Here is a 22,382-nt window from a genome sequence, read left to right as displayed (position 1 = left end):
CGCTCCTTATCCGTGGGCCCGTTGTTCGACCGTGCGGCCGTCGGGCGTGATGATGCGAACCAAGACGCCGCGCAAGGCCAGCGCCGAGACGATGGCGAAATGGTCGTGCGCCGGCGCGGCCTGCCGCGCCACGGCCGGCCCCGACACGCCTAGGACGGGCCTGCCGGACACGGTGGGCACCGAGCCCAGCTCCGCCTCGAACACATAGACCCCGTTGATCAGCTTGAACTGGGACGGCGCGGGACGCGGGCCGATGATGATGGGCGGGATTCCTATGCCGCCTATGCCGCCCAGCCCGGGCGGCAGCCGCGGCGAGAGGGGCGGAATGGTCGGCAAGGGCCGGATGGGCGGTATCGGCGTAATGGGCGGAACCGACGGTTCGGGCGTCAGTTCTATGCGCAGACGATAGACCCCGCCCGCATCGCTGTCCGGCGCGTTGCTGCTAAAGGTGTAGGCCTTGCCGGATGGCGACAGGGCCGCGCCGACGATGGGCGACAACAGCGGCAGCGGGACGATGGAGCCGGACGGGATGGCCAGCGTACGCTCGCTCGCGCGTCCCAGCGGGTCCGTCATCCGCACCGTCACCGACACCGCGTCGCCCATGGCGGCGCGGCGCACCAGCAGCCGGTATTGGGTGGGGCCACCGTCTATGCGCCAGACGTCCGTGCCGGTGACGGGCGGCGCCAGGCCCAGCTTGTCCAGCGCCGTCTGCCGCCGCAACAGGGGCGCACCGCCGGCCAGGACGGCTTCCACCGACAGCATATGCGGCCCGGCCGGCGTGGCCGCCACCGGCGCGTTGGAGCTGAACTGCAGCAGCACCGCGGCCGGATCGCCGCCGGGCCAGCTCATCGTCAGCGGGGACAGGTCCGGCGGCCCGGCCGGCGGGATCAGCACCGACACCGCGGGCGACGGCCGCGAACGCCCCTTGAGCACGCCGCGCAGCGCGTCGTCGTCGCTCCAGGCCACGGCGCGATACCAGACATTGCGCCATGAGCCGCTGGGGCGGTCTTCGCCGGCCAGGCGGGCGATCCAGTCGCCGCCGCCATCCGGCGCGCTCACCGTCCAGCCGCCGCCGCTGGCCATGACGCTGGCGATTGGCGGGCCCATGCTGTCCAGCGCGCGCGCCGCGTCGTCCACGCGCACGCGGTACAGGTCTATGCGCTTGGGCCGCGCGCCGGCGCCGCCGCGCGTGCCCACCCGGATGCGCGCCCGGTAGTCCGGCGCGGCGGGCGGTTTGTCGAACACCATCTGCACTTCTATCGTTGGCGGCGCGGGCTCGGCCACGCGCGGCGCGGCGTAGGCGATAAGCGCCTGATCCGCGTTCGGCCCGCTGGGCCAGGCCGCTTCGTGGCCGCCCGCCATCATGGGCAGCACGGTGTAGACGTGGATGTCGCGCGAGCCGCGCGGCATCGTCACGTCGGCGGCGGTGACGGTGATCAGTTCGGCGTTGCGGCGGATGAAGTCCCGGCGGATGGGGTTGGCCTTGAACGCCTGCTTGATCGTGCTCAGCCGCTGGCTGAGCGTGCGTTCCGGCGTGGGTTCCGGCTGCCCGGGGTGGCTGCTGAGGATGCGGGTTTCGGTGCTTTCGTACACCGCGTAGCCCACGGCGCCGGCCACGGCCGCCCAGCTCAGGTGCGCGTGGCATTCGCCGGCGGCGTCCGGCAGGCTGGCGAGCTGGACGATGTCCACGACGGTGGGCCGCGCGCGCGGATCGGAGGCGTAAGCCAGGCGCGGCGTAGGCGGCCAGGGGCCGCTGCGGTGCGGCGCGATGGCCTCCACCGCGCGCGCCTCCAGCACCAGGCCGATATGCGGCGTGGCGCCGAAGTCCAGCGAGAAGCCGGGAATCGTCAGCCGGTAACGCCGGCTGCTGCCCTGCGCGGCGTGGCCGGGCGTCACCACCGCCGCGCCTTCCGCGTCCAACGCATCCACCGTGCCGCCGGCCAGCGCGGGCGCGTCGCCGGCGAAAGTCAGCTGCATGGCCGCCGCCGCGCCGCCCAGCGATTTTTGCAGCCCCGCCGGCGCGGGCGCGGCCGGCGGAGCGCTGCTGCGCGTGGCCGCGGCGAACAGGCGGCCGCGCAGATCGATGCGCGACGGGGTGCGCACGCGCCAGTCCACCGATATCTCGCACACCAGAGACGCCGCGCAGACGCTGCCACTGCCCGGGTCCGTCGCGCGCAGGTCGGCGGACAGGAACTGCACCGGCGAGAGGTCCGGCTGGCCCACGGTGATGGCCGCCGCCGCCCAGGGGCTCCAGATGCCGAAAATATTCTGGGTGGCCGCCGCATACGTCATGGCCACGCTGCCCGGATCATTGGGGACGGCGAGCGCGCCGTCGGTGGCGCTCTGGCGCGTCGGCTCCGGGTCGCGGTCGTTGCGCGCGCTGCCGATGGGGCGATGGCCGCCGGCCTGAGCGTGCTTTTGCAGCAGCGCCTCGGCCGCGCCGGGTGCGCCGTTGCGGCGCCGCGCCGCGGCGTAGCTGGCCACCGCGCTCAGCTGGTTCAAGGGAAAGCGCTCCCAGCTCGCCCGGATCGACGCCAGCCAGTCCCGGTCCGCCTGAGACGGCCGCAGATTGGCCTGGAAGTCCACCGCGAAATCCGCCGGCGTGGGCGCGGGCAAGGCCAGGCCCGGACGCGGCACCAGCGCGGCGAACTCCACCGGCCCCGACGCCCCGTCCAGCCCCTTGTCCCACAGGCCGGTGATCAGCCAGTCCCAATCGCTGCGGCTGGCGTCGCCGAACAGCTGGCTGCTGGCGAAGTTGATGGGCGGAATGTCCTCGTCCGCGTAGCCGGTGCCGTAGCCCAGCGTCACGGCCAGCAGCGGATCGGTCGACGCCGCCATCGCCAACAGCCCCACCGGCGACAGATCGGCCTTGCCCGGGGCCGTGGCGGGCATGGTTTCGCCGGCCGGGTTCTGCGGCGGATCGATGGTGAAGGTGAAGCGTTTGGCCGCCTGCTGATTGGGCGGCAGCGAGGCCACGTCATGCAGCATGGGCAGCAGTTCGATGGCGCTCTCGTCCACCAGCTTGGCCGGGTCCGGCAATTGCCACATCGGCGCCGGCGCGGCGTCCGGAAACGCCGGCCACCAGCCCAGCGGGTTGACGCCGCGCTGGTAGCGGTCCACCGCCGCGTCCGGCGCCGGCATTTCCGCGCCCACCCTGCCCTGTTTGACGCCGTGGCGCTGGCCCAGCCCCGCCCAGTCCGCCTCCGCCACCGGCAGCCCCACCGTTTCCACCAGCTGCCAGCCTTCCACTTTTTCCAGTTCGTCGGCGTTGAGCCCGGTGGGCGCGTCGTAGCTGGAGACGTTGACCAGCATCAGCCCAGTGATCAGCGGCGCCTGAAACTCCAGGGTGTCGCTGCCGCCCGCGGCCAGGGTGCGGGACTGCACGGCCACGATGGCCTCCAGCACCGGCGGCCCGGCCAGCACGGCCACGCTGAGCATGCCGCCGGCGCTGGAATGCACGGTCAGCCGCGCCGAAGCCAGCGGCGCGTCGAACTGAATGATGCGGAACAGCGGCGGCAAGGCCAGTTCTTCATAGCCCACCGGATGCGGCTGGCCCAGCGGCGTGGCCGGACGGCGCCAAACCTTGAAGGGCTCGCTGGGCAGCCCGGCCGCGGGGCTGGTCTGCCAGCGCAGCAGCAGCGCGCGCCGTTTGGGCGGCACCATGGTCGCCGCGCCGATATTGGGGTTGACTCCGCCGCGCTGGCGCAGGAGGGCGGTGAAATCCACCAGGGCGCCTTGCGCGTTCAGGATCGCGGGGTCGTAGATACGGGTCGCCATCTCGGGGCTCCTCAGAACTCTTCCCACGGCGCATGCGCCAGCGGTTCGTCGACGATCACAAAATCGGTGGGCGCGGCGCCCGCGCCATCGAGATAAGCCGCCTTGAAGACCTTGCGCTCCAGCGCCAGGCGCAGCCGCTGACCGCGCACGCCCGCGCCCAGGCGGATCAGCGCGCGCTGATTGCCCGGCGCCCACAGCGTCTGGCTCACGCCGGCCGCATTGCCGGCCGCCGGGGTCAGATCCAGCCAGACTTGCTCGGTCATCTGCCAGCGTTTGCTGGGCGGCGTGTCGCCGCTGGGCTCCTCGCTGGGCAGCGGGCGGGTGCGGCGCATGGGCTCGGGGGCGTCTATCATCACCGCCACCGGCTGCGGCGTGGCCGCGGGGTTGGCCTGTTCCCAGAACACGACGACGCGCGGCTCCTTGGGCACCGGCATCGGCTCCAGCCCGGCGGCCATCATCGCCTGATCCAGCTCCGGCCCCTGCGGGTCCCGGCTGGCGAAGGCGGCGGTGGCGAAAATGCCCTGCATGGCCCCCGTCGGCGCGTAACGGTGCTCGGTCAGCACGCCCTGGAAGGCGGTGGCGAACGCGTCGAAGGTGCCGAAGGCGCCGGTTGAGAAATGCCGCCGCAGCACGCGCTCGCCCACGGCGTTCTTGGGCGCGCCCATGGGCACGGCTTCGATGTCCAGCACGTAGTCGGTGTAGGGTTCGAGCGGGATCGGGAGGGTCAGCTCGCTGTGGCGCGAGCGGTCGACATCGACCGGGATGCACGGCCCGAACTCGGCCAGCTTGTCCACCAGCGCGCCTTCGAACGGCGACATCACGCTCGCCTTCACATCGCCCAGCTTGGGCTGGATGCCGGCGCCGCCCCCGGCGGGATGGACGATGGGCACAGGATGCTCGATGCCCGGCACGTTCACCTGGGCGAACGAGGCGGCCTTCAGGCGCACGCGCAATTCCTTGCCGTAGGCCCCCCACAATTTGTCCACATCGTTGGTCCCGAACACCAGGCGCACGTGCTCCTCGCCAAAATAATGCGCTTCCCCGGCGGCCGGCAGCGTGCACAGCATCCATGGTTCCAGCGATTTGGGGCTGTTGGCGTCGGTGCGGAACCAGAAGTCCTGCGTCTGCGCGCCGCCGTCGGTTTCGTTGCCGGCTTTGTCGCGGGCGCGGATATGGACCGTGGTGCGCAGGTGGTACAGTTCGTCCGGCGCCAGCAAGGCCACGTCGCCGCTGGCGGCGCCCAGCAATTGCTCCAGCACGCCGCGGTTGCGCTGGGTCTGGCGTTGATCCCAGTCTTCGCGCGCGGCCTCGGCCCAGCGGGTGAACTCCAGCGCGGCCACATAGTACGGCCGCCCGCTCACCTCGCGTTTCTTGGCCGCGGCCGGGTCCTTCGCGTGCGGCACGCCGATCTCGATGCGGTCCAGCTTCTCCGCCTTGTCCAGGTGGATCAGATACGGCACATAGCCCTGCGCCTGCATCAGCTGGGATTGCAGCACCACGTGGGACACCGGGTCCACCCACGGCCCGTTGGCGTCCGTCCAGCGCGGCGGCAGGCCGAGCAGGCCAAGCGCGTCGGCGTTGCTCACCACGCGGCGGCCGATCTCGGCGCCGTTCACGTCCAGCAGGCGCAGCACCAGGCCGCGCGCCGGCGTGGGGTTGGGCGGCAGTTCGCGCCGGGCCAGCAGCAGGATGCGGCCGTCGACGATGGCGCCGCAGCTCACCACGATCACATCGTCCAGCGGGCCTTGCTTGAAGCCGGCCTGCTCCAGTTGCGCGGCCACCTCGCCCGCGCGGCGCTTGTCGCCGAACACCACCGGCAGGCCGATGTCGTACAGCGGAGACGCCAGCAGACGGCTGTCGCAGCGGCGCGGCGGCACGGTGGCGGCGCCCGGCGTGGCGCCCGGCGTGGCGGCCGGCGGCGCCAGCGTGGCCAGGCCGGCGCTGATCTGCGTCAGCGCCGCGCGGTTGATGACGGTGCTGCTCGCCAGCTGGCGCACGGTGTCGGCAAACGCGACCGGGGCGACGTCGATGCGGTCGGTCCGGCGCAGCGCGATGGACGGCGCGGTGGCGGCTTCCAGCACCGCGCGCCCGACGGCGAGACGGCTGGCGAAACCCGACAGATTAAGCGGCGCGGCGACGCCCGCGGGCACGGTGGAGGACGGCAGTCCGGGCTTCTGGCGGCACGGCACTTGCGTGCCCGCGATGACGGCCGGCACGATGCCGCGCTGGCGGTCCAGCTGGCGCTGGCCGGTGCGCCAGCGTTCGCTCACCTCCAGCTCCAGGTCCGGCGCTTCCGAGCGCTTGGTCTTGTCCGGGTCCGGCCAGGCGATGCCGTCCACCTGCCAGCCGGTTTCCGACGGGCCGCTGGGCTCGTGCTCGAAGGTCCAGAGCACGGCGGCGGCGGGCGCGGCGTCGTGGCAGACGGTGCCCCAGCGTTCGGTGATGTTTTCTTCCAGGAACTGGCTGCGCTCCAGCGCCTTGGGCGTGGGATTGGGCACCCAGTTCAGCAGGGACAGATTGGCGACGAGATTGCCTTCGGTGGGGTCGTTCAGCGTCCACCAGGTCGACGGCGTCGGCCCCGGGCCGACCGCGACGCCGCCGTCGGCGCGCGTCAGCTCCACGGCGGTCACGTCGTAGCGGTAGGCGTAGTCGCCGCGCTTGACGAAGCCGTCGGCCGGCGCGCCGGGCGATCCGCCCGGCGTCTGGCCCAGAATCGTCAGCGCGTCGTCCACCGGGGTGGCCGACATCGTGATCACCGGAATGGCGTCTATGGGCACCACCGGCAAGGCCGGATTGTTGGCGGCCGGCTGCGCCGCGCCGCGCAGCGCGTCGCCGATTTTCGAATCAATGCCGCGGTCCACCCCGGTGCCCACCACCAGCGCGGGCGAACGGCTGACCAGGCTCACCGCCCGGACCAGCTCTGGCGCGGCCGGGATGATGGGGTTTTGCTCGCCGATGTGGAAATCGACGCAGCCCTTGATGCTGAAGAAGAACAGATCGATCTCGCCGCAGATCTCGCCGTCTATCCGCGAGATCTGCGAGCCGTCGGACTTGGTACCGATCTGCACCGTCAGATCCGCCGACGCGCTGATGCTGATGATGAACAGGTGCAAGTCCCCGCGGACGTAGAGCAGGCCGCCCACGTAGAACGGGTCGAAGCCGAGCACCGCGTTGAAACCGGCGGTGGCGCGCAGATAAAGGTTGATCGAGGTGTTGCCCCAGGTGATGGACACCTCCAGGCCCACGGCCAAACCCACGCCCGAGACCGCCGACAAGCCCTTGTACGCCGGGATGCCGTGCCCGGACACCATCACATAGCCCTGGCCGTCGAACACCTTGAGGATGTTGGCGTGGATGGGGCCCGGCAGCGGACGGTTCATGCTGTCGCTGCCCGGGAAGGTGCCCAGGTAGACGTGCCAGTCGCCGCCGTGATTGAGGTTGAAATACGCCTCGATCGGGATGGTGATCTGCACGATGGGGGTGATCTTGAAATCGATGGACAGCCCGATGGTCAGCGTGCCGCGGCCGAAGTCGAGATCGATCACGCACAGGAAGGTGCCTTCGGCGGTTTTGTCCTTGAGGTCCGGCAGCTTGGCCAGCAGATTGGCCTTGACCACCAGCAGCAGGCGCGGCCCCGGCAATTCCAGCAGGACCATCCCCTTGACGTTGAAGATGATGCCGCCTTCCATCGTGCCCAGGATGGCGCCCACGCCGAAGGCCCAATGGTCTATCTGCGGCTTCCACGCCTGAAGGTTGGTCGGATTGCCCTGAGCCCGGTCCTTGAGCCAGGTCAGCGCGGGCGTCAGCGAGACGATGCCGTCCTCGTTGCGGGCGTAGTGCATGGCGAACAGGCCGAGGAAGCCGTAAATGCCGAAGCCGGACTGCGCCAGCGGTATCGCCACCGGCAGCTCCAGTTCCAGCGAGATCGCCACCGCCGTGGCCGGCCCGCCCAGGGCCGCCGGGATGTCGGACACCGCGATGCCCGCCGCCAGCCGCAGCTTGATGGGCACCAGCGATACGTCGATCTGCCCCTTGATCTCGAACGGGTTGGCGTTGATCTCCATATAGCCGCGCCCTTCTATGGTGCCCGGCACCTTCAGGCTGGCGGCGAAGGCGGTCAACTCCGGCGGACCCGCCGGGTCCACGGGAATGCGCACCCGCGCGCGTTCTATGGTGATCACGCCCAGGTTGACCGCGAAACCGAGATCCACTTCGAAGGTCAGCGGGTTGGTCCGCGCGATGCGCGCGCCCAACACCTGGATGATCTGGCCCAGCGGGTCCGGCACGCGCACCGCACCCGGCCCCGACAGGTCGATGGAATAACCCTTGGACGAATCGAACATCGGCCGCAGCTGGAAGCGGTTGGCCGAGCCCGGCGGATAGCCCATCTGCAGGCCTATCGCCTTGTAGCGCACCGCCAGCGGCTTGTTGCGCGGAATCTCCAGCAGCTGGAAGCCGCCGATGGAGACATTGGCCGACACCGCCGTTTCCACGTCGAACAGCAGCGTGGAAACCCACTGCCCCGCTCGCGTCGTCACATGCAACTCGCCGCCGTACAGCACCACGCGCTCCACATTGAACAGGCCCAGCTCCGCCAGCGTGATGGGCAGCGCGAGCGCGGCCCCGGTCAACACCAGGGCGCCGACGTCGCCGTCGGCCGGATTGGCGGGCGCGGTGGCGGCCAGCAGCGGCGTGAACACCGTGGTCATGCCCAGCACGTTGCGGCCGGTGCTGGGGGCTTGCAGCGGCTGGCCGGCCAGCTGCCCCGTCATCACCAGGCCGTCGCGGTCGTTGGGATCGGCGCCCAGGTAGAGCTTGACCTCGTCGGTCTGGCTGGCCGGATCGCGCTGGTAGAGGATCTGGTAATTGACGATGCCGTCCGACGGGTTCTGGCTGCCCAGGCCCTGGAAGGTGGGGATGTCGCCCTGGGCGACGCCGCCGTTGCGCAGCCGCTGTTCGGCCGCGGTTTCAAAGTCGATCGACCCGCTCAATTCAATGGCGACGAACTGATCGCGCACGATGCGCACCTTGAGCGCGGCGGAGCGGAACCAGTCCGGCGGCGGCGGCGTGGCGGGCGCGGGATCCCGCGTGGGGATGGTGGGCGGCGGCGGCGGCGGGGCCGCCGGCCGCGTGGCGTCGCCCTGGGTGACGGTGCCCGGCAAGGCGATGGGCCCGAAGCCGCCGATGCTCGCCTTCCACCACAGATTGCGCGCGCCGGAATGCGTCTGCCAGTCCGCGGTCCAGGCCGGCGGCGGTTCCGCCGCGCCGATGTCGGGCGGGTCCAGCGTCAGCGTAAAGCTGGGGATGCGCAGATTGGCGTCCGGATTGGCTGCTTCCGCGCTCAGGATCTGCTGCAGCGCCCGCGCGCGGCGGCGCGAGAGCAGGTAGTTGTACTTGGCCTTGGCCACATTGCCTTCGAAGCTGGCCACGCCGGTCAGCGTCAGCGCGGCGGCGGAAATGCGTTTGAGCGCCGCGCGGTACTGCTGCATGAACGGCGTCGCCGGCGGCGTCCAGACGGCGCTGCCGCTCGGGTCCACCGCCGGCGAACTGTTGGTGTTGTCGGGGATCAGCGCGTAGTCGGCCGGATCGCTGTCATTGGGGTGATCGAAGCGGTAGTAGCAGGTGATGCCGGTCACGGAGCCGCTGCTCAGCTCCGCGCGTATCGCCCGGGTTTGCCCGGCGGACACCGGGATCGTCACCGTGGCGCCGGGGCTCTGCGCCGCGCCGTCCACGGTCCAGGCCGTGGCCGGATTGGCCGGGTTGAGGCTGACGGTGACGGAGCTCGCGTCCTGACGGACGAGCAGCAGCTCGGGCGTGGTCTGCGGCTGCCCCTCCAGCGTAATGGAGGTGGTGCGCACCGTGGCCGGCTGGCCGGGCGCGGCGCCGGGCGCGGGCAGGCTCTGCGCGGCCTGCTCCCGCCGCACGGTGATGGTGAGGGTGGCGCTTTTCTGCGGATTGGACGCGTCGGTGGCGGTGACGCCTATGCTCATGTCGGCGGCGCCGGACAGATCGATGTCGTGCACCAGGCCGTTATGCGCGCCGCCGCCGAAGCTCGCCTGCCCGACATAGGGCGCGCGGCCCCCCGTGATGTCGATCACCATGCGCGTGTGCGCGGGCAAGGACGCCTCGGCGGTGTGCTCGCCGGTGCGGCGGATGCCGATGGCGGCGCCGTCCGGCGTGAAAAAGCGCGCCGACACATTGAGCTGGCCAGCGCCCTGATTGATCACCATCAGCTCGAAATCGCCGGTCACGCCGCTGGATTGGCCGAAGCCGATCAGGAAGTTGCGCACCCCGGCGTCCACGGCGAAGTCCTGCATGCCGTTGGGGGCCACGAACAGGCGGATCTCCGGCAGATAAAGCCCGGTCCAGCTCTCGTCGAAGCCAAACTGGTCCAGCACCTCCGGCGGCGTGTAGCCGTCGGCCAGGTCCAGCGTGGCGGAGCGGAATCCGAAGCCCACCACCTGCCCGTCGCCGACGAAGGCATAGGGCGGCGTCATCGTGATCAGCTGCGCGGCGCCGATGTCGCCGGGATCGTCTATGCCGGTGACGCCCAGCGAGGCGATGGACACGTTCAGCGCCGCGGCGGCGTCGCTGCCTTGCGACAGGCGCAGCTTGATCTTGGGCAGGGTGAAGAAGACGTCGCTGCGCGAGGCGTCCGGCACCAGCAGGCCGTCGCTCTCCATCTTGGCCGGCTTGAGGAAGGGAGGCCGCAGCACGATGCCGGCCAGCACCAGGTCCAGCGTGAAGCCGGTGCCGGGATAGTCCGAGGGCGGCGCGTCGCCGGGAATCGGGTCCCAGGCGTTGAGCACGGCGCGCACCGGCGCGAAACCCGCGTCGCCGCCGGGAATGCCGCCCACGCCGTTGGCGATGATGGCGCCCGCCGCGCGCGGCACCGACAGGGCGAACTCGACGTGGGTGTCGGTGATGTCGAACCAGGGGTCGCGCCGGCCGGGCTGGCTGCGCGGGTGCCCTTCGGTATTGGACGCCTCTGCGCGCAGCGTGCCGCTGGACGGATCGAAGCTGATCTCGACATCGCCGGAGAAGCGCGCCACGCCGCGGATGACCGTGCCTTCCACGCCAAACGCCGTCTCGAAACTCTCGACATACAGGACGGACAGCACGGCATGCCAATCCGTGTTCTCGCCCTTGAGCAGATAGGGGCGGAACAAATCCACGAGCGCAAGTTCGGTAACCATCAGAGCTCCCTTTCTTGAAAAGGAGTCAACGCGTCGGCGGGGCGCTAGAGACTGATCAGGAAAGCATAGGCCACTGTCAGCGGATATTCCATTAAGTTTGTAAATTCAATAGGATATGGTTTATGGAAAGCCTTTTGGCTGATTGAATGCGTCAACAAACCCGGCGGTAATTGACGGCTTCCGCCCGCCTGCGGGCCATCGACCGACCCGCCCCTTCACCGCGGCATGAGCGCCTGGCCACATGCGCGGCGTACCTGCCGATGCGGCTGGGGGCACGCGGTTGCTCCCGCCCTCCTTCCACCACAGGCCGGCAGATACGGCGCATGAGCGCTACGACAGACGCCGTTTGCCCAAGCCCGCCGACGCGTCCGCCATTGTCTATACCTGAGAGGAGTCCCGGCGCTTGAGTTGGCATAGCGTAAAGAAACCATTGAAAATGGGGAGTCCATGCTCAGTTCGTTTTTCATTGACGCTTACCAGTCCTATTTATTTCTACCGACCCAATACAATCTGTGGCTGGTGGCGCTGTCCTTGCTGGTCGCCGTTTTCACCTCTTGTCTGGCGCTGCAGATCGCCGGCCTGGCCCGCGAGGCCAGCGATCGCTGGCTGCGCCGGGTCGCCCTCGCCACCGGTTCTTGCGCCATGGGCGGCGGCATCTGGGCCATGCACTTTGTCGGCATGCTGGCTTTCAGCGTTTGCAGCACGGTCCAATACGCGCTGCTGCCCACTCTCTTGTCCATGCTTCCCGCCGTCGCCGCCTCGCTGATTGCCTTGCACTTGCTGTCTCAGCCCAAGATCGACGGCAGGCAGTTGCTGATCAGCGGAGTGCTGGTGGGGAGCGGCATCGGCACCATGCATTATTCCGGCATGGCGGCCATGCGGATGACGCCGCTGCTGCGTTACGACCCGCTGTGGTTCTCCGTTTCTATCCTGCTCGCCGTTTTGCTGAGCACCTTGTCGCTGTGGATACGCTTTGGCCTGGACAATAAAAAAATCGGCAAGGGGTGGATGACGCTGCTCAGCGGCGCGGTAATGGGGGTGGCCATTGCCGGCATGCATTATTTCGGCATGGAAGCCGCCCGCTTCATCGGCACGCCGGACCCGGCGTTCCGCAACGCCTTGGACAACAACGCCGGCCTGGCCGTCGCCATCGCGATCACGGTGCTCCTGCTCGGCAATATGGTCTTCGTCGGCAATGTGTTGCTGCGTTACCGTCCCTTGTACCTCAGAACGCAAAGCAATGAATTGAAGCTGCAAGCCACCTTCAACACCTCGCTGGACGGCATCATCACCATTGATGAAAAAGGCCGCATCTTGACGGCCAACCCGGCGGTGGAGCGCTTGTTTGGCTGGAAGGTCGACGAGTTGCTGGGCAAGAACATCAAGCTATTGATGCCGGAGCCGCATCACTCCGAGCATGACCGTTTCCTCTCCGACTACAAGCAGACTCAGATTGCGAAGCTGATCGGCAGGGAGCGCGAGGAGATGGCGCTCAGAAAAGACGGCGTCCAGTTTCCCATCCGGCTATCGATAGGCAAGGTGTTGCTGCCCGATCAGGTGATCTACGTCGGTTTCATCGGCGACATCAGCGAACGCTACCGCATCCAGCAAGAGTTGGAGGACCGTGAAAAGCAGTTCCGCACGCTGATAGACAACATTCCCGGCGTCGCCTTTCGCAGCCACTGCCTGGAGCCCTGGAAGACCATCTTCATCAGCGAGGACATCGAGAAGCTCTGCGGCTGGCCGGCCAAATCCTTTCTGGACGGCCGCATTCAGCTGCTGGACATCATCCATCCGGAGGACCGGGACAGGGTGCGCGAGACCATCCGCGCCGCCCTGGAGCAGCGGCAGCTCTATGTTCTCGAATATCGTCTGCTATGCCTGAACGAGGAGGAGCGCTGGGTGCTGGAGAGCGCTCGCGGCGTCTACGACGACGCCGGCGCGCCGCTGTTGATTGACGGGGTGATTCTGGATATTTCGGAGAAAAAGGCGGCGGAGTTCGCCTTGATCGAGGCCAAGAATCGCGCGCTGTCGGCGGTCAAATCCAAAAGCGCTTTCCTGGCCAATATGAGCCATGAGATCAGGACGCCGATGAACGCAATCATCGGCTACACCGATTTGCTGCAAGACACCGAGCTGGACGCTCAGCAAAAAAGCATGCTGAAAACCGTCAACCACTCCGCCAAAAGCTTGCTGGGCCTGCTCAACGATGTCCTCGACACCGCGAAGCTCGAACAAAACGCCCTGGAGCTGGAGGAAGCGCCCTTTTCATTGCGCGAGGTGGCGGAACACGTGATCGACATCCTGCGGCTGAGCGCCAGCAAAAAAGGCATCAGCTTGCAGTTGAAATACCCGGCTATTATCCAGCAGGCCTTTATCGGCGACGCTTTCCGGGTGCGGCAAATCTTGATGAACCTGGTTGGCAACGCCATCAAATTCACCGCTCAGGGCGGGGTTTGGCTGACGGTGCTGTCCGCGGGAGAAAACGTGGTCATCCTGATCCGCGACAGCGGCATCGGCATGAGCAAGGACACCCTGGCCAAATTGTTCGAACCCTTTTCCCAGGCGGACGCCTCCACCACTCGCCGCTTTGGCGGCACCGGCCTGGGCACCACCATCGCCTTGCAGCTGGCCCAGAAAATGGGCGGGCGGATCGAGGTGCAAAGCACCCCGGACAAAGGCTCCATCTTTCAGGTTTACCTCCCCTTGCGCCCGGCGCCGCCGGACGCCCTGTCCTGCCTGGAGCCGGCGGCGACGGAGCTCATGCCCAAGCCGCCGTCCCCCCTGAACATCCTGGTGGCCGATGACGATGCGATCAATCTGGACATCGTCACCATCCTGCTCAAAAAATACGGGCACCGCATCTATACCGCGTCCAATGGCAAAGAGGTCATCAACGCGTGGCAGCACCACGACATCGACCTCATCTTGATGGACATTCAGATGCCGGTGATGGACGGCATCACCGCCTGCAAGTTCATCCGTCAGGTGGACCCCGACAGCGACAAGCGCGCCACGCCCATTATCGCCTTGACCGCCGGAGCGTTTCAGGAGGACCGCGAGGCGGCCATGGCCGCCGGCATGGACGGCTTCATGACCAAGCCCATAGACGTCATCCGGCTGCAAGATGAAATCGAACGCGTGATGAAGCGCATGGCCGGCTAGCCGCCGGCGCTCCCGACCGAGGGCGGCGGCGGGGCCGCCGCGCGCCGTGGCAGCTTGCGCGATGAGCGCCGCATCGAACCCCTCGCGCCGTACGCGCATTCCGCCCCCTCCGCGTTTTTCTCCCTGCCCCGCTCCGCCTCGCCATAGTCCATTTATTGCGATAAAACCATATTTATTTAATGACATGTTCATTTTGTATTGATATGCTGTTCAGATATTTCTGCGCATTGACGCAGACAAACCTCATGAGACAGCCACAGGGAGAAGTATCATGGCGAACCCGTTCGACAATAAGGAAGGCGTTTTTTTCGCCCTGGTCAACGATGAGGGCCAGTACTCGCTCTGGCCCGAGTTCGCTCCGGTTCCGGAGGGTTGGCAAGCCTGTTTCGGCCCCTCTGACCGTCAGTCCTGTCTGGACCACATCGAACAAAACTGGATAGACATGCGGCCCGCCAGCCTGGCCCGCGCTCAGGACGCCTTGCTCTCCACCGGCTGATTCCCGCCCCGGCTCAAGGGGGCCATGCCGGGACGCGCCCGCTTTCAGGACAAAGCGCGGCGCCGCTCTCGCCATCTCGCGGCGGCGCGTTCGCCGCGCCTCCTACCCGCCATCCCGCTCCACACCGAAAAAAAACGCCGGCCGGCCGCGCATGCGCGGAAGGTTGCGGCCTCACGCCCTGTTCCGCAAGCCATTCAAGGTGCGATATGAACGACAACGCCGTTTTCCCCTCCCGCAATCCGCACGCCGCGGCCGCCCCGACTGAAACCTTCGCCGCCCTGTTCGCCCGAAGCGCGGCGGACCATCCCGACGCCATCGCGCTGCGACACGGCGCGCGCGCGCTCAGCTACCGCGAGCTGGACGACCAGGCCAACCGTCTGGCCCATTATCTGCGGGAGCTGGGCATAGACCGCGAAACGCCGGTGGGGCTGTGCCTGGACCGCTCGCCCGAACAAATCATCGCCATGCTGGCCATTTTCAAGGCCGGCGGCGCTTATCTGCCGCTGGACCCCGATTACCCGCGGGAAAGGCTGGCCTATATTCTCAACGACGCCATGCCGGCCACGCTGCTGACGCGGGCCGCGCTGACCGAACAACTGCCGGTCCACTGGGCGCGGGTGGTGGAACTGGACACCGAGCAGCCCACATGGCAGGCGCAGCCGGATCAGGCGCTTCCGCTTCACGATTTCCCGGACCAGCTGGCGTACCTGATCTACACCTCGGGCTCCACCGGCCAGCCCAAGGGCGTGGCGGTGACTCACCGCGGCATAGGCGCGCTGGCGCGCGCGCAGAGCCGCCGCTTCGGTATCGCCGCCGGCGCCCGCGTGCTGCAATTCGCGTCTTCCAGTTTCGACGCGGCCTTCTCCGAAGTCGCCATGACCTTGCTCTCCGGCGCCTGTCTGGTCACCGCGCCGGCGGCGGAATTGACGCCGGGCGCGGCGCTGGCGGACTTGCTCGCCCGCCAGAAAATCAGCCATCTGACCCTGCCTCCCAGCGCGCTGGCCCTCATGCCGGACGGCGGCATCCCGCAGGATTGCGGCCTGATCGTCGCCGGCGAGGCCTGCCCGGCGGCCCAGGTGCGGCGCTGGTCCGCCGGCCGGACCATGCTTAACGCCTACGGCCCCACCGAGGCCACCGTGTGCGCGACGATGAGCGGCCAGATGCGGGACGAGGCGCCCGCCGACATCGGCGCGCCGCTGCCCGGCGTCCAGGCTTACGTGCTGGACGACGCCCTGCGGTCGCTGCCGCCGGGCGTCGAGGGCGAGCTGTATCTTGCCGGCGACGGACTGGCCCGCGGCTATCTGGGCCGGCCGTCGCTGAGCGCCGAGCGCTTCGTCGCCAATCCCTTCGGCCCCGCCGGCAGCCGCTTGTACCGCAGCGGCGACCTGGCGCGGCTGCGCGCCGACGGCGCTCTGGACTACCTGGGACGGGCGGACGAACAGCTCAAGCTGCGCGGCTACCGCATCGAGCCCGGCGAGATCGAACACCTGCTGACCCAGCAAGCCGGCGTGAGCCAGGCCGTGGTCCGCCTGCGCGAAGACCTGCCCGGCATCAAGCAGCTGATCGCCTACGTCGTTTCCCGCGCCGGCCTGCAAGCCGACGGCGCGGCCTTGCGCGCGGCGCTGGCCGAGCAACTGCCGGATTACATGGTGCCGGCGGCGGTGGTGCCGCTGGAGCACCTGCCGCTGACGCCCAACGGCAAGGTGGACAAACAGGCGCTGCCCGCGCCGGATTTCGAAAACGCCGACGCCGGCGAGGCGCGGGACTGGCTGGAGAAAACGCTGGCCAAGCTGTACGCGGAAGTGCTGGGGCTGTCCAGGGTGGGCCTGGGCCCGGGTTTCTTCGATCTGGGCGGCGACAGCATCAGCGCCATTCTGCTGGTCAGCCGCGCCCGCGCCCACGGCCTGCAATTCAGCCCGCAGGACGTGTTCGACCACCCCTGCATCGAGCGTCTGGCGCTCCGGGTCCGCCCGGTGGACGCCGACGCGGCGGCGGGTGAATTGCCGCCGCCCAGCGCCGCGGACCTGGAAAGCATCCGCGCCCGCTATCCGGCGGTCAGCGCGGTGCTGCCGCTGTCGCCGCTGCAGCGGGGCCTGCTGTTCCACCTGCTGTACGACGAAGGTCAAAGCGACGTCTACCTGATACAGATGGGCTTCCAGCTGGACGGCCCGCTGGACGCGGACAAGCTGCGGGCGGCCGCCGAAGGCTTGCTGCAACGCCATCACCATCTGCGCGCGGCCTTCTCCGCGGACGGGCTGGAGCAGCCGGCGCAAATCGTGCTGGAGCGCGTGGAGACGCCCTGGCGCGAGCTGGACCTGTCCGCGCATCAGGCCGATGAACAGCAGCGCGCCCTGGAACGGCTGCGCGCGGACGACTACGCCGCCGGCGTGGACCCGGCGCGCGCGCCGCTGCTGCGCTTTACCTTGGTCAAGCTGGACGCGGAGCGCCACCAGCTGCTGTGGAGCTTCCACCACCTGCTGTTCGACGGCTGGTCGGTGCCGGTGCTGCTGCGCGAACTGTTCGCCCTCTACCGCGGCGACGCGCTGCCGCCCGCCATTCCCTACCGTGATTACCTGGCCTGGCTGCACACCCGCGACCGCGACGCCGCCAAGCGCCAATGGATCAAGCATCTGGCCGGGCTGGAGCAGCCGGCGCGCCTGGCGCCCAGCGCGTCCCAAAGCCGGCAGCTGCCGCGCAACCACAATGTGACGGCGGACCCGGCGGTCTACGCCGCGCTGGAACGGCTGGCCCGCCGGCAAGGCCTCACCCTCAACACCTTGTTGCAAGCCGCCTGGGCCATTCTGCTCGCCCGCCTCTCCGCCTCAGACGACGTCGTTTTCGGCGTCACCGTCTCCGGACGCCCGCCGGAGCTGCCCGGCGTCGAGCGCATGGTCGGCCTGCTGATCAACACCGTCCCGCTGCGCCTGAAGCTGCAGCCCGAGGAAACCCTGACCGCCCTGCTGCAACGCTTGCAGGCCCAGCAGGCCGCGCTGATCGAGCATCAACACCTCAGCCTCGCCGAGATCCAGCAGGCGGCCGGCCTTGGCGATTTGTTCGACACCCTGCTGGTCTTTGAAAACTATCCGATCGCCGATGACGATCGCCGCGTGGACGACGCGCTGTCCATCGGCTATCTGGGCGGCCAGGGCGTGGACACCTCGCACTATCCGCTCAACCTGTGCGCCGTTCCCGGACCCGAACTCGAGCTGGCCGGGCAGCCCCGGCAATCAAAATCATCATCCGCGCAGCGGATTCCATGTCTTGGAGCCATCACTCGGAAAGATCGTAAACACGTTCTAAGAACCGGTAACGACGCGCAGCGGACTTTGGACAGGCGCCAAAGCGCTGGCCGACAATAGAGGAAAACATGATGCCAGGATCCCCCCCGTTCCCCATGACGGCGCCCGCGCAGCCCCTGCCCTACGCCGGATCGCTGCGCCGAGTCTTATCGCTGCCGGCGCTGACCTTGTTTGGCCTGGTCTATATGGTGCCCTTGACCGTATTCACCACCTATGGCGTGGTCACTCAAGTCACCGGCGGCCGCACCGCTTTGGCTTATCTGCTCACCTTGCTGTCCATTTTTTTCACCGCGCTGTCTTACAGCCGCATGGTCGGCCGTTACCCGGTTGCAGGCTCGGCCTATTCTTATGCCCGTAAAAGCTTTGGTCCGATGGCGGGCTTTCTGGCCGGCTGGTCTTTATTGCTCGATTACCTGTTTTTACCGATGATCAATTATCTGGTGATCGGCATCTACCTGCATCAAAGCTTTCCTCAAGTGCCGGCCTGGGGCTTTATCGTGACCATGATCGCGCTGGTCACGGTGTTTAATGTGCTGGGCATTCAATCGGTGTCGCGTTTCGGCAATGTGCTGGTGGCCGCTCAACTCGTCTTTGTTCTGGTGTTTGTCGCGCTGGCCGCCCGGCAGATCATGACTCAGACCAGCATGGATCTGCTGGCCCCCTGGCAGGGGGACGGCAGCGCCATCGGCCTGGCTCCGGTGCTGGCCGGCGCGGCCATTCTGTGTTTGTCCTTTCTGGGCTTTGACGCGGTGTCCACTTTGGCGGAAGAGGCGCGGGAACCGCACCGCGACATCCCGCGGGCCATCATCATCACGACAATAGGAGCGGGACTGCTGTTCATCCTGCTGGCGGCCATCAGCCAGCTGGCTTTCCCCGGCAGCCGGTTCCAGCATGCGGACTCCGCCGCCAATGAGGTGATGCAGCGCATCGCCGGCCCCTATTTCGTCAGTTTTTTCACCGCCAGCTATGTGGCCGGGGCTTTTGGATCGGCGCTGGCCTCCCAAGCCTCGGTCTCGCGCATTCTGTACAGCATGGGCAGGGATCGCGTCTTGCCGCACCGGGTCTTCGCCGGTCTGTCGCAACGCTTCAACACCCCGATCTGGTCGATACTGATGGTATCCCTCTGTTCCCTGCTGGCGCTGGTGATGGATTTGGCCACCCTGGCCTCCCTGATCAGTTTCGGCGCGCTGGTCGCGTTCTCGGTGGTCAATCTGGCGGTGATCAAAACTTATCTGCTGGACGGCAAGCCGCATCCGTTCAGCGCCTGGCTGCGTTATGGCTTGCCGGCGGCGATTGGATTTGCCCTGACGCTATGGCTATGGACCAGCCTATCGGCGCTCACCCTGCAAATCGGCCTGGCCTGGCTGGCCGCGGGCGTGGCGTATTTGCTGTGCCTGACGCGCGGCCTGCGCAAAGCCGTGCCCACGGTTCAATTCGACGACAGCGGGTCTTGAGCGAAGGCGGGCGTCCGACGCCCGCGCCTCCACCCAAAATGACATGGCAATCATCAGCTATGCTCATACTCTTGCGCCCCGGTTTCATTAGCCACAGAATGCATGGCATACATCCCCCGGAGCCGGCATGAACACCCTCGCAACCCCGCAATTGGACACCATTCCGCAACGCATCGCCTCCTTGCGCGCCGCCATGAAGAACGCCGGCGTCGACGCCTGTCTGGTGCCCTCCTCGGACCCGCATCTGTCGGAATACCTGCCGGCGCGCTGGCAGGCTCGCCAATGGCTGTCCGGCTTCACCGGCTCCATGGGCACGCTGATCGTCACCCGCGACTTCGCCGGCGTCTGGGCCGACAGCCGCTATTGGGTGCAGGCCGAGGCCGAATTGGCCGGCAGCGGCATCCAGCTGGTCAAAATCATCAGCGCCGCCAGCGCCGACCACCTGGGCTGGATCGCCAAGACCCTGAGCGCCGGCCAAACGCTGGCGGTGGACGGCGACTCGCTGGGCCTGGCCGCGGCCAAGGCGCTGCAAGCCGCGCTGGAACAGGCCGGCGCCCGGCTGCGCACCGATCTGGACCTGATAGACGCCATCGACCCGCAGCGCCCGCCGCTGCCGGACGCGCCGGTCTATCAACATGAATCGGCCTTCGCGCCGCAAAGCCGCGCCGACAAGCTGGCACGCTTGCGCGCCGCCATGGACGAGGCCGGCGCCGACTGGCACTTCCTGTCCACGCTGGACGACATCGCCTGGAGCTTCAATCTGCGCGGCAGCGACGTCAACTACAATCCGGTCTTCATCAGCCACGCGCTGCTGAGCCGTCGGCAGGCCACCCTCTTCGTCGGCGAAGGCAAGGTTTCCGCCGAGCTGCGCGCCCAACTGGCGGCCGACGGCGTCGAAGTGCGGCCTTACGCCCAGGCCAAGCCGGCGCTCGCCGCCTTGCCGGCCGGCGCCAGCCTGCTGCTGGACCCGCGCCGCGTGACCCTGGGCCTGCGCCAGGCGGTCAACCCGGCCGCCCGCGTGATCGAGGCGATCAATCCCAGCACCCTGTTCAAGTCCTGCAAGACAGAGGAAGAGGCCGCCCACATCCGCGGCGCGATGGAACAGGACGGCGCGGCCCTGTGCGAGTTCTTCGCCTGGTTCGAAGGCGAGGTCAACCGCAGCCGCGTCACCGAACTGACCATAGACGAGGAAATCACCGCCGCGCGCGCGCGCCGGCCCGGCTTCGTGTCGCCCAGCTTCGGCACCATCGCCGGCTTCAACGCCAACGGCGCGCTGCCGCACTACCACGCCACCGAAGCCGCCCACAGCGAGATCAAGGGCGACGGCCTGCTGCTGATAGACTCCGGCGGCCAATACCTGGGCGGCACCACCGACATCACCCGCGTGGTGGCGGTCGGCGCGCCGTCCGCCGAGCAGAAGCGCGACTTCACCCTGGTGCTGAAAGGCACCATAGGCCTGTCCATGGCTCATTTCCCGCGCGGCACCCTGTCGCCGATGCTGGACGCGCTGGCGCGCGCGCCGCTGTGGCAGCAGGACATCGACTTCGGCCACGGCACCGGCCACGGCGTCGGCTACTTCCTCAATGTGCACGAAGGCCCGCAGAGCATTTCCCGCGCGGTGCCGGACGCCAATATGGCGATGCAGGAAGGCATGGTCACCTCGATCGAGCCCGGCGTCTACCGCCCGGGCCGCTGGGGCGTGCGCATCGAGAACCTGGTGCTGAACGTGGCCTCGTCGCAGAACGAATTCGGCGACTTCCTGCGCTTCGAAACCCTGACCCTGTGCCCCATCGACACCCGCTGCCTGGACTTCAACCTGCTGTCCCGCGCCGAGGTGGACTGGCTGAACCAGTACCACGCCGAGGTGCGCGCGCGCTTGCTGCCGCTGGTGGACGGCGCGGCGCGCGAATGGCTGCTGGCCAATACCGAAACCATTTAAACCCCTCCCCGCCCGGGCGCTGCCGCGCCCGGGCCACGCTCATGCTCGATCGACTCAACGACCTACGCCTCTTCCTCGACGCCGCCCAGCTGGGCAGCTTCTCCGCCGCCGGCCGCAAGCAAGGCCTGTCCCCCGCCGCCGCCAGCGCCTGCATCCAGCGGCTGGAGGCCGCGCTGGACAGCCGGCTGTTCCAGCGCACCACCCGCCAGCTGCGGCTGACCGAGGCCGGCGAAGTGTTCCGCGACCACTGCCAGCGCGCGCTGGACACCCTGCAGCAAGGCCAGGACCGGCTGCAGCGCGAGCAGCGCGAACTCAGCGGCCTGATCCGGCTGTCGGCGCCGTCGGACCTGGGCCGCCACGCCTTGCTGGACTGCCTGGACGAATTCCGCCGCCTGCACCCGGCGGTGCATTTCGCCTTGCAGCTGGACGACACCCCGGCCGATTTGATCGGCGAAGACATCGACATCGCCATCCGCTACGGCCAGCCGGCGGACAGCGGCCTGATCGCGCGCGAACTGGCCGCCAGCCGCCGCGTGGTTTGCGCCGCGCCGGCGCTGCTGGCGCGCACCGGCATGCCCAGCCATCCGCGGCAGCTGGCCGAGCTGCCGACGCTGACCCTGGTCACCGGCGACGGGCCGATGCATGAATGGCCTTACCGCGAGCACGGCCAGCGCCGCGCGCTGCGGCTGGAGCGCGCGCAGCAGAGCAACGACGGCGAGGTGATCCGCCGCTGGGCGCTGCAAGGCCAGGGCTTCGCCTACAAATCGCTGCTGGACATCGCCGACGATCTGCGCCAGGGCCGCCTGCTCACGGTGCTGGACGAGTACTTCACCGACAGCGCGCCGCTGCACCTGCTCTACCCCGGCCAGCGCGGCCAGCCGCTGCGCATTCGCCGCTTGATAGATTTCCTGCGCGAGCGGCTGTCGACGCTGCCGGCCACCGCCCTACTACCGGAGGCCGGCGCCCAATTGTAAGAACCTGTTTACGATCTGCTGCGCGTCGGCGATACGGCGTTGAAAACGCTTTCAGAATGCTCATGTAACACCTGTACATTCC

Annotated in this window: 8 protein-coding genes; 6 read left to right on the top strand and 2 right to left on the bottom strand. The window is 68.2% G+C overall.

All coding sequences use genetic code 11. The annotated features are described in order from the left end of the window. Positions 1–6: 6 nt before the first annotated feature. Positions 7–3,777, bottom strand: a complete 3,771-nt coding sequence (locus DB032_RS06645; RefSeq protein WP_107798777.1) for a hypothetical protein — start codon at positions 3,775–3,777, stop codon at positions 7–9. Between the two features lie 11 nt (positions 3,778–3,788). After that, a complete protein-coding gene (locus DB032_RS06640) occupies positions 3,789–10,973 on the bottom strand; it encodes a hypothetical protein (RefSeq protein WP_107798776.1) in 7,185 nt (2,394 codons plus the stop codon). A gap of 447 nt (positions 10,974–11,420) precedes the next feature. On the opposite strand from DB032_RS06640, the gene DB032_RS06635 reads away from it, so the two are divergent. The 6 genes from DB032_RS06635 (at position 11,421) to DB032_RS06610 (ending at position 22,300) form a co-directional block, all read left to right on the top strand. Further along, positions 11,421–14,138: an MHYT domain-containing protein gene (locus DB032_RS06635; protein WP_107798775.1), complete on the top strand. Its 2,718-nt coding sequence runs from the start codon at positions 11,421–11,423 to the stop codon at positions 14,136–14,138. A gap of 271 nt (positions 14,139–14,409) precedes the next feature. Then, on the top strand, positions 14,410–14,634 hold the full coding sequence (locus tag DB032_RS06630) for an MbtH family protein (RefSeq protein ID WP_107798774.1): 225 nt from the start codon (positions 14,410–14,412) through the stop codon (positions 14,632–14,634). Between the two features lie 206 nt (positions 14,635–14,840). Beyond that, a complete protein-coding gene (locus DB032_RS06625; RefSeq protein ID WP_107798773.1) occupies positions 14,841–17,993 on the top strand; it encodes a non-ribosomal peptide synthetase in 3,153 nt (1,050 codons plus the stop codon). Positions 17,994–18,004: 11 nt separating this feature from the next. Continuing rightward, positions 18,005–19,387 (top strand): APC family permease, encoded by a 1,383-nt coding sequence (locus DB032_RS06620; RefSeq protein WP_199225833.1) that lies wholly within the window; start codon positions 18,005–18,007, stop codon positions 19,385–19,387. Between the two features lie 151 nt (positions 19,388–19,538). Then, positions 19,539–21,326, top strand: coding sequence for an aminopeptidase P family protein (locus DB032_RS06615; protein ID WP_199226000.1), 1,788 nt, complete (start codon positions 19,539–19,541; stop codon positions 21,324–21,326). Positions 21,327–21,367: 41 nt separating this feature from the next. After that, entirely contained in the window at positions 21,368–22,300 is a 933-nt protein-coding gene (locus tag DB032_RS06610) for a LysR family transcriptional regulator (RefSeq protein WP_233246659.1), read from the top strand. Positions 22,301–22,382 lie beyond the last annotated feature (82 nt).

Source organism: Chromobacterium sp. Panama (genome assembly GCF_003052555.1).
Taxonomy (GTDB): domain Bacteria; phylum Pseudomonadota; class Gammaproteobacteria; order Burkholderiales; family Chromobacteriaceae; genus Chromobacterium.
Note: the sequence above shows the minus strand (reverse complement) of the source record. Positions and strands in the feature narration are given on the sequence as shown.